We start from the raw sequence: 14935 nt of genomic DNA, 5'->3' as shown, positions 1-14935 counted from the left end.
TAATCATATCAACCCTCTCCTTTCTTCCTTCGCGCCCTTTGCGTCTTCGCGGTTCGCCCAAAAAATCCACAAATCAAACAAGATTGCTATATTAGTAAAACACCTGCAAGCAAAACAAAACTACCCCAAAACAAAACACTCAAATCATGGCTGAAACTCAACCCCTAAGCATCACACTTCCCCCCTTGCGGATTACCCTAACCGAACAACAACAGGTTAATCTAGAATGGCTGACGCAAAACTTACCAAACCTACTCGCAGCAGCGCCAAGCAAACCAGAAGTCCCAGACAACTTGAAACAGTGGGTAGCGGCCAACAAATTATTAAATAAAGCAGACGCAGAAATCATTCAAGCCCTAGTAAATACAGGCATAGATGCCGAAACAGCAACCGCAGAAGTTACCGAAATATCATCTCATCCTTACTTCCAAGCAGGTAGCCATTACGTACAGCTATTGCAGAAACTGGAATCGCAACTCAACATCAACAATCAATTAGCCGCACTCTCTTCCAAGTTTGGCACAATCGAACGCAAAAGCAGCCTTTCCAGAGAGTATTTTTTAGAAAATTACTACGCTAAAAATACTCCCGTAATTATTACCAACATCATGCACAACTGGAAAGCATTACAGTTGTGGACACCGGAGTATTTGCAGCAAAAATATGGAGATGCAGAGGTAGAAATTCAAGCCAACCGCAACTCAGACCCGGATTACGAAATTAAGGTACACAACCACAAAAAAATCGTTTTCTTCCGCGAGTATGTAGATATGGTCGTCAACGGTGGGCCCAGCAACGACTGCTACATGGTTGCTAACAATCAAACTCTGGAAAGAGAAGAATTTAAATCGCTATTTAACGACTTTGAGATTTTCCCAGAATACCTCAATCCCGGTGATACAAAAGGCAGAGTTTTCTTTTGGTTCGGCCCGAAGGGTACAATTACGCCGCTGCATCACGACCCAGTTAACTTAGTTTTAGCACAGGTATCGGGACGCAAGCTGATTAAATTGATTTCTCCGCAGCAAACACCTCTGCTTTACAATCATGTCGGAGTTTTTAGCAAGGTTGATGGCGAAAATCCCGACTATGACAAATATCCGCTTTACAGAGATGCGAAAATCATTGAGGTAATTTTAGAACCGGGAGAAGTTATATTTATTCCTGTGGGTTGGTGGCATCATGTAAAATCGCTAGAGGTGAGTATTTCGGTGTCGTTTACTAATTTTGTGTTTCCCAATTATTATGAATGGAAATATCCTCATATTAATTGGTAAGTTTGCCAAAACGAAGAATGAGGCCGAGATCATTGGTGACAAAATAAGACTAAAACCATAATAAATGTCGCTTTTTATCGAAGTCTAGATTCCCCTAAATCCCCCTTAAGAAGGGGGACTTTGAAAATGCTCTTGTCCCCCCCTTATTAAGGGGGGTTAGGGGGGATCTAAACTTCGATAAAAACAAGAGATACAGTCGGTTTGACGTTAAGTTGTCGCCAATAAACTCTACCTGAAAGTGAAATCAGCGTTCATCTACGGTTTAAAAAATGAAAAATCTTGAAGAATTAAGCGAAATTGCGCGGGCGGCGGCTTGGGGTGCGACAGATATTTTGCAATCCTACTATCGCCCCGATTCCCAGACTCCAAACCTGGACATTCAAGAGAAAAAAGACGGCCCAGTTACGGCGGCCGATATCGCTGTTAATTCTTACATTTTAGATGAATTGCAGTCTGTTTTAGGGAATGCAGAATTTGGCTATCTTAGCGAAGAAACTTACAAGTCTTATTTAGATAGTTACGGCAAAGTTCCTTTACCTCAATCTTGGGTTTGGATTATTGACCCTTTGGATGGAACGCGCGATTTTATTGACAAGACGGGGGAATTTGCCGTTCACATTGCTTTAGCGTTTGAAGGAAGACCAGTTTTGGCAGTTGTGGCTTGGCCGGAACAACAAAAGATTTATTATGCAATTCGGGATGCTGGTACTTTTGGGGAAAGTCGCGGGGGTTCTGCGGTGAAATTGCAGGTTTCTGCGCGCAATGTAGTGGCAGATTTATCTATAGTAACCAGCCGCAGTCACCGGGGCGATCGCTTTAATCAATTGTTACAAAAACTACCTTGTCAAAATCAACTTGCTGTGGGCAGTATCGGCTGCAAAATTGCGACAATTGTGGAACAAAAAGCTGATGTTTATATTGCGCTTTCGGGGAAGTCTGCACCGAAGGATTGGGATTTGGCGGCGCCGGAATTAATTTTGACTGAGGCGGGCGGTCGATTTACTCGTTTTGATGGTTCTGCTTTGCAGTACAACCGGGGAGATGTGAGTCAGTGGGGGGGATTGTTGGCGAGTAACGGTTGCTGTCACGATGCTTTGTGCGGGGATGCTGAGAGGATTTTGGCAGGGATTGATGGGAGTTGAATTTAAGTGCAAATAATTTGCTATATTAATAATATCATAATGTGGCAAAATGTATGAGCGTTAAAGAACTTGAAACAGCAATTATGAATTTGTCGGTTAAGGAACTATCGGAGTTAACTACTTGGCTGATAGAGTATCGCCAACAAGTCTGGGATCGGCAAATTGAAGAGGATTTGGAGGATGGGCGGTTGGATGCGCTACTTGATGAAGTTGATGCAGAGTATGAAGCTGGATTGGCTAAAGTGTTATGAAGCATCTGACTTTACCGCGTTTTTGGCACTGCTATCAGCAGCTACCTAAAGAAATACAAGCCTTAGCTGATAAAAATTACAATTACTAAAAGTCGATCCGTATCATCCTTCACTGCATTTAAAAAAAAGTTGGCAGGCGAAAGCAATTGCAATCGGTGCGAGTAGGCGATAGTTACGGAGCTCTGGGAGTTGAGAAACCTGAAGGTATTGTATGGTTTTGGATAGGGAATCATGGCGATTATGATGCAATTTTAGCTCAGAAATAAAGCACCCGATCGCCCTTGTGCATTTCATTTACGATCGCCCTTAAATATTCTAACGAATAACCTGTAGGGGCGGGTTTTACGAAAAATAATTGCCTAAGACCCATAATCTCATAAACCCGCCCCGATCGCACATATCTATTAAAAATACGATATTAATACCTACGTATAATTACACTGGCAATTCATTGATTTTGTGTTGAATTATCAACTTCGTGCTGGCGGTTACGCAATATTACTTAATTAATTTTTGTATCTTTATCAAAACTTTAATAACTAAGTGTTTTTATGGAGAAAAGTTTATATATTTTCTCTGAAACAACTGTTATGGTTGCTATAAGCTTCAAAAATAGTTTCGGATGCAAGTCGCGAAACCGGGGAATTGTTGTCTTTTTTTACCCCCAATCAGGTGTATTATGCCAAATTTAAATAATCGAGTTTCAGAAAGTGCGATCGCCTTTATCGACACTCAAGTACCAAATTATCAAAGTTTGGTAGCCGGGGTAACACCGGGCACGGAAGTAGTGGTGTTAGATGGGAATGAGGATGCGATCGACCAAATTACTGAAGTTTTACGCGATCGAACCAATATTGACAGCATTCACATAGTTTCTCACGGTGCTCCCGGTAGCCTGCAATTGGGCGACGGTAGCTTGAGTTTAGATGATATTGAGGGCGATCGGGATTCTCTACAGAAGTGGTTTGCGCCACCCACTGAGTCGATCGGCAAAAATCGAGCTAATATCCTACTCTACGGGTGCTCCGTAGCGGCAGGCGAGACAGGTAAAGCATTTGTCAAACGCTTGAGTGAGTTAACGGGCGCTAGTGTTGCAGCTTCCCAAAACCTCACCGGAAGCGCTGCAAAGGGTGGCGACTGGGAACTAGAAATCAGCAGCGGAGAAATCAAAACACCGCTAATATTTGCAGCGGAAGTATTGGCAGGTTACGAGTACGTTTTGAATAGTTTTGGTGCGGCTACCAATTTTCCCGTAGGTTCAAATCCTGTCTTCCTCGGTGTCGGTGATTTTAATGGTGACGGAATAAAGGACTTAGCTGTGGCCAACAGTGCCGCTGCCAACAGTGGCAACGGTTCTGGCACATCAATTCTGTTAGGAAATGGCACGGGTAGCTTTGGCACCGCTACTCTGTTGCCACAGGGGAGAGAAGGTCTCGCTGTCGCTAAATTTAATACAGATATCTATGACGACTTGGTTGTAGATAAGGGCAGTTATGGCTCAATATTTTTTGGGAGTAGCAGTGGCTTGGGTGCTCCCATTAATGTATCATCTTTGAACCCAACCAATGGGCCTAATTACATTGCTACGGGGTATTTTAACAATGACGACAGACTAGACTTAGCTGTGGCAACCAATAATGCTACCGGCAGCCCCCCTACTAACGGTGTTGTCTCAATTCTGTTGCAAAATCTCGACGGGACTTTTAGCGCACCAGTCAATTCTTTGGTGGGAAGACAGCCCACTTCTATCGCTGTGGGTGACTTTGATGGCGATGGGAAACAAGACGACTTAGCTTCAGCGAACCGCACCGATAACACAGTTTCAATTCTGTTCGGAAACGATAGTGGAGTCTTTACAAATGGTCCAACTATTCCAGTAGGAACTGGGCCCTATTCGATCGTCACAGGTAAATTTGACGCGGACAATACAGATGACTTGGCCGTAGCTAATCTTACTTCTAAAGATGTCTCCATTCTGTTACAAAAAAACCCCGGAACTTTTACTGCTGCTCCCACTTTAGCAGTGGGTACAACTTTCCTAGCAGCCGGAGATATCGACGGCGATGGCAAGTCAGACTTAGCTGTGACGAACGGTACAGCTAAAGCCGTTTCTGTTCTAATAGGAAAAGGTAATGGTGACTTTAAAACTGCTATAGACTTTCCGGTAGGTTCTGCTAATTCTGCTCCTTCTTCCGTTGTGGTGAAGGATATTAATGGAGATGGCAGGCCGGATATTGCTGCAACTAACTTCTCAGACAACACTGTTTCAGTGCTGCTAAATACACCTAATACGGTAAGCTTTAATACTTCCCAATACACCAATACCATCGGTGTTAATGAAGAGGCTACCGACACAGTAGTTAATGTCACCCTGAGTCTGGCCGGTGGCACTCCCCTCACCGATGTAATTGTACCAATTGTCATCGATCCCAGCAGCACTGCTACTCAAGGTGCCGATTACACAATTTCACCTACTACTGTTACTTTCCCCGCCGGGGCGACTGGTGCTGCACTGACTCAAACTGTGGCAGTAACTATCAAGGCTGACAATATCGTTGACAGTAACGAACAGTTAATTCTCAATTTGGGACAGATTACTGGCGGTGTTGCCGGCGGCACGAGTCAAGTAAAATTATCAATCTTGGACAGGAATAGTTCTTATACTATTGCTGCCAACAATCCCACCGTTGCCGAAGGCAATTCTGGCAAAACTCCCGCCACATTTACGATTACTCGCAATGGCAGCACGGAACTTTGGAGTACGGTAGATTATGCCATTACCGGCACTGCGACAAACGGCACTGATTACAACAATATCGGCGGTACTTCTGGAGCAACTGCTGCTACTGGTAAAATCAGTTTTGCTGCGGGCGAAACATCTAAAACTATTACTTTGGATGTGCTAGGAGAGGCCAATATAGAACCGGATGAAACTGTTGTCATTACTTTATCAAATCCAGTTTCACCTGGCGGCGCGCCGACTATTCCGACGGCTACCGCTACCACAACTATTACTAATGATGATACTGCCGGCTTTACGGTTAGCCCAAAGGCAATATCAACAACAGAAACAGGCGGCAAGGCAGAGTTTACTGTCAAATTAAACGCTGTACCAACTGCTGATGTTGCGATAGCTTTGAGCAGTTCCAATGTTGCCGAAGGAACAGTTTCAACTAATAGCTTAACTTTCACTTCCGCTAACTACAATCAACCGCAAACAATCACGGTGAGTGGTGTTGACGATTTAGTAGCTGATGGCCCTCAACCTTACAAAATAGTCACGGCTGCTGCTGTCAGTACCGATGCTAATTACAATAACCTCGATCCTGATGATGTCGCCGTCACTAACAGTGACAATGAAACTCCGGGAATTACGGTGAATCCGACGGCGGGCTTGACTACGGGCGAAGATGGCAGTAAGGCTGACTTTACTGTGGTTCTGAATACTCAGCCGACTGCTGATGTTACTATCGGTTTGAACAGTGACAATGTTGCTGAGGGAACAGTTTCGACTAATAGTTTAACATTCACTCCGGCTAGCTGGAATGTGCCGCAACCGGTAACAGTAACTGGAGTTAATGACAATGTTGCTGACGGCGATATTGACTACAAAATTGTGACGGCTGCTGCTGTTAGTACAGATGCGAATTACAGCAACCGAGAGGTAGCGGATGTTGGTATTACCAATCAGGACAATGATACGGCTGGTATTTCTGTTAGTGTTGCCGAAACAACTGCTACCGAAGGCGGTGCAAACGGTACGTACACTTTAGCACTGAAATCGCAGCCGATCGCCCCTGTAACTCTCACTCTCACAACAGATAATCAGATTCAGCCGATCGCCCCTATCACTTTCACTCCCAATAATTGGAATGTCGCTCAACCCGTTACGGTGATAGCTGTTGACGATGCGGTTGTCGAAGGTGCACACAGCGGGAAAATTACTCACAGTCTTAGCAGCACTGATGCTAAGTATAATGTGGTGGTGGTTCCAGGGGTGACAGTGGCGATCGCTGATAACGATGTAGCGCCACCGCCGCCGCCAACTCCAACTCCGACGCCGACTCCGACACCGACGACATCTGTCACTCCGACGCCAACTCCGACAACATCGGTCACTCCGACTCCGACGCCAACTCCGACAACATCGGTCACTCCGACTCCGACTCCGACTCCGACGACATCAGTCACTCCGACTCCGACTCCGACACCGACGACATCAGTCACTCCGACTCCGACTCCGACGACATCAGTCACTCCGACTCCGACGCCGACGACATCTGTCACTCCGACTCCAACTCCGACGACATCAGTCACTCCGACTCCGACGCCGACGACATCTGTCACTCCGACTCCAACTCCGACGACATCTGTCACTCCGACTCCGACGCCGACGACATCTGTCACTCCGACTCCGACGCCGACGACATCAGTCACTCCGACTCCGACTCCGACGACATCTGTCACTCCGACTCCAACTCCGACGACATCTGTCACTCCGACTCCGACACCGACAGGTACTCCTACACCGACACCATCACTTACACCAACGCCAACGCCTGCACTGCTACGCATTGGAGGCAATGACAAACCTGCTGGTACCATCGAGACACAGAAGAATTGGTGCGGCGTAGAAGCTGGATTGGATAAACTTGAAAAAATTCTTGACGACCAATTACAAAAAGTTAACCTACCCATTGTCGGCCCGCTCAAGAACATTTCCCCAGATTTTATTAGCAACATCAAGACTAAGCTGGTCGATACGATCAAAAATGGGGCTAATCAAAGTCTGAGTCAGTTAGAAAATAGCATCCGCGCTGCTCTGGGATCGAACTACAATGTTGCTCTAACTGGGAATTCTAGTGCTGATGAAAGTACCTTGCTAATTACTCTTGGCAGGCAATATCAGTTTCCAGATATCAATCTTTCTAAAAACTTGGGAGTACCGGCATTAAGCTTAGATGTAGATGGAAAAGCCAAATCAAAATACAACTACAACTTGTCCCTAGGAGTTGGTGTTAGTAAAGATTTCGGCTGCTACATAGATACTGACAAAACCAACTTAACCGCCAACATTGACTTGGGTCTAAATGACCAATTCAAGGCAAAAGGCAACTTAGGTTTTTTCCAAGTAGACCTGGCAAACGATACCAAAAACCCTACTAAAGTCGATGCCAACCTCGAAGTCAAGCTCAATGACTTAGACAATCTGGGCGGCCCGAATGATGGCCCTCGCCTCACTTTGCCAGAGCTGCAAGGCAACTATCAGTTCAAAGACTTATTTAATGCCAACTTAAAGAGCAATGCTAATCTCGGTCTCACAGGAAAAACCAGCATCAATGGCAATGCTGCATTCCCCTCCTATAACTTCGACTTAGCGGTTAATTGGCCGATCCTAAATTACGCTAACGGTCAATTAACCGGGCCACAAAATCCCGCAGTTGCATTTAACAATATGCAACTAGATTTGGGGACATTTGTTAATAATTTTGCCAAACCAATTGTCGGTAAAATTTCCGATGTCATTAAACCATTTCGACCAGTTATCAACTTTCTGAATGCCGACACCAAGTTACTGTCTAAATTAGGTATAGCGGGGCCATTTGATAAAAATGGGGATGGCAAAGTCAGCGTACTAGAACTGGCCGCCAAAATCTCGGGTCGCGATATCGATACTCGCTTTTTAGATGCGGTTGCCAAGGTTGATAAAGTTGTTAATTTGGCTAACCAAATAGCAAACTCTCCCGATAAAATCGACTTAGGTTCCTACACTCTGGGGAATATAGATGTTTCCAATAACAGTGCAAATCTTCAGAATGCTTCCCCAGTTCCAAAAACTGCTGTACAGCAAACCGCTAACCAACAAATCAACTCCAAAACAAGTGGCAAGGTCAAGGAATTCTTAAATGCTTTACAAGATATTAATGGCTTTGATATCCCACTCTTGACCAAGCCACAAACCGCGATTCAATTGCTGATAGGTAAACCGGATGTTCCGGTATTCACCTATCAGATGCCAAAACTGGGATTTGACTTTAATATTCGGAAAGATTTTCCGATTTGGGGACCGATCAAGGGTTTACTTGAAGGCAAGTTTAGCGCCTCAGCTCATCTAGGATTTGGCTACGATACCTACGGATTAAGTGAATGGAAAAACTCTAATTTTGCTTCTGGTTCTGCTAGTAAAGTTTTGGATGGGTTTTATGTGAGCGATCGCCAAAATGCTGACGGTACAGGGCCAGATGTTGACGAACTCACACTTGACGCTAGTATTGCCGTGGGTGCTGGGATAGATGTTGGCATTGCCGAGGGCTATGTCAAAGGTGGAATTCAAGGAAAAGTTGGCATTGATTTGATAGATATTGGAGAATTCCAGCCCAAACAAGGTGGTGATGGAAAAATCCGAACATCGGAAATTACTTCCCGCATCAGCCAACCATCGGCACTGTTTGATGTAACAGGACAAGTTAATGCTTTCTTGGGTGCTCAAGTTAAGTCAATTTCAGTAAAATTCTGTGAGAAAACTATCGTGGGAGCCAAAAAACTTCCGCGGTGGTTGGGTGGCGGCACTACCCCTGCAATCACCATACCTTATCCTTGCGGATTTGATTACAAAACAGTCTACGATAATAATTTTGCCACATTTGAGCTAGCTAAGTTTAGTTTGGGGCCGAGTTCTAGCACTAGGGGCAAAGCAATTAACGGTTACATGGCCGGGGCGACAGTCTTCTTCGATGCCAACTTTAATGGAATCCAAGATGAAAACGAACCGTTCTCAATTACTAACGCGGATGGCAGCTTTGACTTGGATGTTTCTCTTGACAAGTTCGACACAAATAATAGCGGCGACCTCGAACCGGATGAAGGCAAAATTGTACTCATAGATGGCATCAATACCTCTACTTATTTGCCGCAGCAAACACCCCTATTTGCGACACCAGATGCTACTGTAGTCACTCCGTTAACTACCCTATTGACCGAGTTAGTCGAGCAAGGTACTGACCAAAATCAGGGGCAAAATCAGGTTAAATCTGCACTAGGACTGTCGTCAACAATTGACTTGACTAGCTACGATCCGCTACAGGCAATTACTCAAAACGATCCGAACGGTTTGGCGGTTTATGCAGCACACGCTCAGGTGCAAAATACCATTGTTTTGATAACAGATTTAATTAGCGGTGCTGCAACTACCCCTAAAAATGAAATTGCCTCTACCGTAATTTCCGCCGTTGCCAATCAAATTAAACCTGGGACTCTAGACTTAAGCAATTCCACACAATTGCAGGCAATTATTCAGTCGGCGACGAGTCAACTGCAAGCACCGCAACTATCTAGTATTGCCTCGGATGTTTCCCAAATTATTGCAGAGGGGAATCAGCGAATTGGTGAGCTCGCCTCCAGCAATTCCTCGCCCTCCGATGCCGCCACAGAAATCGCCCGCATCCAAAAAGTCGCACAAGGAGAAGTAGCCCAAGATTTACAGCAAGTCGCAGCCGGAAATAAGACAATTCAGTCGGCGATTTCCGAAAATACTGGCACATCTCTCAATACCAAAATTCAGTCCGCGACAGCTAACAATCCAACAGTCCGCAATACTTTAGATACTGATGACTCTAGTACACCATCTACACCCGATGAACCATTCCCAGAAAGCGGTATTGAATTCGTTAAAGATGGGGAAAATACTACCGAAAGCACTGATGGTGACGATACCCTCTTCGGTAGCGCTGCTGATGACATTTTGCGCGGCAAAAAGGGAAATGATTTGCTGTTTAGTATTGACGGCAACGATTGGATGAATGGCAATCAAGGCAACGATTTGACCGATGGCGGAATTGGCGACGATACCCTTTACGGCGGCAAGGGTTTTGATACCTTGACAGGCGGCGCTGGTAATGACTTCCTTTCTGGCAATCGAGGTGAAGATATCCTGCTGGGTGAAAAAGGTGAAGATACTCTCTACGGCGGTCAAGGCAATGATATTCTGCTAGGAGGTCAGGGTAACGATTTCCTCAGTGGCGATTTGGGAGATGATACCTTAGTAGGGGATGTAGGCAATGATAAGTTCTTACTCTCTACCAATTCCGGTATTGATACAATTGATGACTTTGAACTCGGTCAAGACTTGTTAGTATTGGGTAGCGGGTTGAGTTTCTCGCAGTTGGCAATTGCCGAAGATAGCGGTGCAACTTTAATTCGGTTCGCACAAACTGGGGAAATTTTAGCTTCTCTCAGTGGAGTTTCTGCTAGCAGTATTAGCGCTGCCAATTTCGGATTGATTTAAGATTGAATGCGCCGGGGGAGGAATCCCTTATCCCCTGGCTTCTCGGCGGTTGAAACCGCGTCTACACAAACGATGTCGGCCTGCGCCGACTAAGCCATATTCACTCGGCGGTTGAAACCGCGTCTACACAAACGATGTCGGCCTGCGCCGACTAAGAAATTAAGGAATCCCTTATCCCCCGGCATCTCGGCGGTTTCAACCGCCGAATCATCTTGAATCCGCGCCGGCGGATTTTGTTTGTGTAGACGCGGTTTCAACCGCCGAATCATCTTCAATCCGCGTCGGCGGATTTTGTTTGCGTAAACGCGGTTTCAACCGCCGAATCATCTTGAATCCGCGTCGGCGGATTTTGTCTGACAAGACGCGGTTTCAACCGCCGAGTATCTAACATTTTCACATCAGCAGCGCTGATAACGCATTCCCGGCAACTGCGAAACTAATCCCAACAATTCCAACTGCAAAAGTATACCAGAAACTGTTCCCGCTTCTAATCCCGCTGCTTCCACAATTGTGTCAAAAGAAATTGTCCCGGAGCCGATCGCACTTAACACCTTAGCCAATTCCGGCTCCAACGGCGGCGTGCGCTTCTCAACCGTCGGATTTGGCGGAAACAGCGACAACTGCTTGGCATTATCCAATTTTGGCATAGCTCCGAGCATTTCCAACAACCTGTCTTCGCTTAACAGCCGATCGCTATTCGGGAGAATTGGATGAGCACCTTTACTCAGCAACTCCAAACAACCAAAAGACCGCTCATCATCCAATCTTGCCGTCAAAACATACACATCCCGGCAAAAATCATTAGCTTGATAAGCAGTAATTAAAGCACCCGATTTGTGCGGAGCTTCTATCACAATTGTAGCCCGACTCAAGCCAGCAATTATCCGATTTCGGCGCGGAAAATTAGTTTTATTCGGTTGAGTTCCCGCCGGATATTCACTAATTGCCAATCCCTGCTGCAACAGGCGATCGCACAACCGCTCATTCGGCCTAGGATAAACAATATCAACCCCAGTACCAAAAACAGCCAAAGTCCGGCCTCCAGCCTCCAAACAGCTTGTATGAGCCTCCGTATCAATTCCCGCAGCAAATCCCGAAACCACAGTAAAACCGTTTGTAGCCAAAGCCACACTCAATTTGCGAGTCCAACGCCGCCCGTATTCCGAAGGACTGCGAGTGCCAACAATTGCTACCGTCGGCGTAATTCCGCAATTTTCCTTAAGGTCAACTAAACCGCGATAGTACAGCACCGGCGGCGGATTGGGAATCTCTAATAACAAGCTGGGATAATCTGGATCGGCGGGCGTCCAAAAACAGGGATTTTTAATAAGATGTTGTTCAATAAATTCTTGGGGATTGAGTTTGGATCGTTCTTGCAAAACCGTTTCTATTGTCTGTTTCCCAAACCCTTCGACTCGCATTAAATCTACGGGCTTAGCCGTCCAAGCTGCTGCCAAACTAGGAAATTGTTGGTGCAATCTTTGCAACAAAATTGGCCCGATACCGCTAATCTGCGACCATGCTAACCAGTAAGCGCGTTCTTCTAGCAACGACTTGCCCTCAATAGATCTGAAAATGTTTTTATCATTTTGGGTGGGATATAGATTTTTTTTAACGAACCGCAAAGGCGCAAAGAACGCGAAGGGAAGAAGGGGAAGAGTTAAAAAGAATGGCTAAGCTTTCCAATCGACAAAACGGGCGTAAATATAAGCTATGATTTCCCCAATTACTGTCCGAAAACCTTCGCTCGATTTCCACCATTCCTGCGGGTTATAATCTTGCGGTTCTGCAGCTATTATCCCGACTTTAATTTCAGGATGCAGCACTTCTTTAAAAACCATCCAACTTCTGCGGGCGTGAGGGCCAAAGGAATAGAGATTAATTGTGTCTACTTTTAGGGGCGATGCAGCCAGCCAATCTCGAAGGGCGATCGCAGAAGCGCCTGTGCGGTGTTTCATGACATTCGGTGCGGGTACGGCTACCAGTTTGTCCTTATCAAATCCTAGGGCTATACAAGTCGCTGCTGTCAGTTCGGCATAATTTTTATATTCAGCGAGATAGTAGCCTTTATTTACTGGAATTCCAGTAGTAATTAATTGGCGGTATTTGCCTTTTTTGAATTCGGCGATCGCACTTTCGATCGCATAATCCGGCAACCACCCTTCGACAACCAATATATCTGATTTCAGCGGCGAATTTACCGCAAAAAATGGATAAATATTTGTGATAATTAAGACCATTGCAATGATTAATCCCACGATCGCAATTACCCAACCTTCCCAGGTAATTGCCCACATTTCTCGGCGGCGGATCAGACTAATTTTGATTTGAGGTTTTCGCATTCTGGCAAAATTCCGATCGAGAGAATTCTTGAGGATTTACGCACCAATGGCTAGAAACCGGGTTTTTCTTAAACTACTTAGTTGCACCCCACAGATGTACAAAACCCGGTTTCTTGAGTCCGAGTGCGATCGCCAACCAATCTTAATAGAAATTACGCCAAAAAACTTAACTTGCGAGTGCAAAATTAAATCCATTAAATCCGCTACTAAATCCGCTGCCTAACCTTCTCTACTGTTTTTGTTTGAGGTACTCAAAAACGCTCTTATCTCCGATGTCCTGCGGTATAGGTTGAAAGAACTTGCGGACTGCAAAAATGATGAACAATATTGCCCAAAATCCCAGCAACAACTGTTCGTTCTCCGGTGACAGAAAACCAAAAATATGTCCTAAAATCAACAGCGGAACTCCCGGAGTTAAAAACTTAGTTTCTAGGCGGTTGAAGCAAAAAGCTTCTTTAAAATAAATGCCATTTAATGCCGCAAAAGTAAAGCCAATTCCCCACAAAGTCGCTGGATTTTGGTACACTGCTAAAGCTAAAGGTTCGCTGCTTTGTAGGGCGACAAATACTGCTGCTGCGCCGCCGATCGCCCAAAACGCCTGTAACGTGCGGTGCAGCGGAATCATGTAAATGTGAATAGTTGCTAAACTAACGCCTAAAGCTATCCAGAAACACGCAAAAACAGGCGTTAAAGCTTGGATTGCTGTTGGGTTGTCGCCGCTTTGTAACACCAGAGTAGCGCCCACCGCCAAACACAGCGCCGCCACTCCCAACCCGGCGCGGTAGATCAGCACTCCGGTGCGATCGCTTTGAGTAATCGTAAACTCGCCGAATTGCCCTTGATAGACTTCCGATTCATCGGGCGATTTCAGTAATTGCATCACAGCTTCCTCCTATCTATCAGACACGAATGTACTTCTGCCAAGATATACTTTATTAATTAACCAGTACAGCGGAACCGAGCGATGCCTAAATTTAACAAACCTCAACTTAACAAATCTAAAGTTAACAAGTCTAAATTTGACGATCGCCCAAATCAAACCAAACCTCTGCTTTCAGAATCAGAACTTCCTCCAGTCCAGCTTGATGAAACCATTGTAGCAGGCAGAAGACCGAAACCGTTCAACGACTTGCAGCGCTTGCTTGCCGAGATACCGGAATTGACAGGGGGGTTCAATCCAGAAGTGTTCGCCCAGTTTGCTGAAAACAACCCATTTAACGACAAAAAATTTGAAACCCAAATTAAAAAAATCTTAGGAACTAAAAATATTAATTCCACCCGCGACAATTCAATTAAATATCTAGAATACATCAAGCAACATATCCAATGTCCCTGCCAGGTTACGGGTATAGAAGAGTTTGAATGGGAAGAAGAGTATACAATTGGTTTGGGTAGCAAAAAAGAATATGCAAGGCTTAAAAAAACTCAACCTTCTTATACTGATAAATTCATAATTGACCGAGTTGAGGATTTTGTGGTTACTGAAGACGGCATTTTTGCCAGAGTGCAGCGCGTCGGCGATCGCAAAAGATTTATCTTGCTTTTAGCAGAGTTAAAAGCAGTCGATGTTATCTCCCCAAACCATCAGTTATTGCAAGATTATGCTGTGTGGTGGATCAACTATTAAAGTCGGGGAAGA

General features: G+C 45.2%; 8 protein-coding genes. 5 read left to right on the top strand and 3 right to left on the bottom strand.

What is annotated here, in order from left to right; translation table 11 throughout:
* Positions 1-146 precede the first annotated feature (146 nt).
* The 4 genes from QUB13_RS04840 to QUB13_RS04825 all read left to right on the top strand — a co-directional run bounded on the left by QUB13_RS04840 (position 147) and on the right by QUB13_RS04825 (position 10954).
* The gene (locus QUB13_RS04840) at positions 147-1277 is read left to right on the top strand and encodes a cupin-like domain-containing protein (protein ID WP_333088806.1); all 1131 of its coding nucleotides are present in this window, start codon (positions 147-149) and stop codon (positions 1275-1277) included.
* Positions 1278-1546: 269 nt separating this feature from the next.
* Positions 1547-2419, top strand: a complete 873-nt coding sequence (locus QUB13_RS04835) for a 3'(2'),5'-bisphosphate nucleotidase CysQ family protein (RefSeq protein WP_333379452.1) — start codon at positions 1547-1549, stop codon at positions 2417-2419.
* Positions 2420-2472: 53 nt separating this feature from the next.
* On the top strand, positions 2473-2670 hold the full coding sequence (locus QUB13_RS04830; protein ID WP_106148975.1) for a hypothetical protein: 198 nt from the start codon (positions 2473-2475) through the stop codon (positions 2668-2670).
* A 679-nt stretch (positions 2671-3349) separates the two neighbouring features.
* The gene (locus tag QUB13_RS04825) at positions 3350-10954 is read left to right on the top strand and encodes a DUF4347 domain-containing protein (protein WP_333379449.1); all 7605 of its coding nucleotides are present in this window, start codon (positions 3350-3352) and stop codon (positions 10952-10954) included.
* Positions 10955-11352: 398 nt separating this feature from the next.
* Here the strand turns inward: QUB13_RS04825 and dprA are convergent, their stop codons facing one another.
* From dprA to QUB13_RS04810, 3 genes are all read right to left on the bottom strand, one after another.
* Positions 11353-12504, bottom strand: a complete 1152-nt coding sequence (gene dprA / locus QUB13_RS04820; RefSeq protein ID WP_333379446.1) for a DNA-processing protein DprA — start codon at positions 12502-12504, stop codon at positions 11353-11355.
* Between the two features lie 123 nt (positions 12505-12627).
* A complete protein-coding gene (locus QUB13_RS04815; RefSeq protein WP_333379444.1) occupies positions 12628-13296 on the bottom strand; it encodes a YdcF family protein in 669 nt (222 codons plus the stop codon).
* 229 nt (positions 13297-13525) lie between these two features.
* The gene (locus QUB13_RS04810) at positions 13526-14176 is read right to left on the bottom strand and encodes a DUF2301 domain-containing membrane protein (RefSeq protein WP_333379442.1); all 651 of its coding nucleotides are present in this window, start codon (positions 14174-14176) and stop codon (positions 13526-13528) included.
* 84 nt (positions 14177-14260) lie between these two features.
* Here QUB13_RS04810 and QUB13_RS04805 point away from each other — a divergent pair, with 84 nt between their 5' ends.
* The gene (locus QUB13_RS04805; RefSeq protein ID WP_333379439.1) at positions 14261-14923 is read left to right on the top strand and encodes a hypothetical protein; all 663 of its coding nucleotides are present in this window, start codon (positions 14261-14263) and stop codon (positions 14921-14923) included.
* Positions 14924-14935 lie beyond the last annotated feature (12 nt).

Origin of the sequence: Microcoleus sp. B4-D4 (genome assembly GCF_036705185.1) — a bacterium.
Taxonomy (GTDB): domain Bacteria; phylum Cyanobacteriota; class Cyanobacteriia; order Cyanobacteriales; family Microcoleaceae; genus Microcoleus.
Note: the sequence above shows the minus strand (reverse complement) of the source record. Positions and strands in the feature narration are given on the sequence as shown.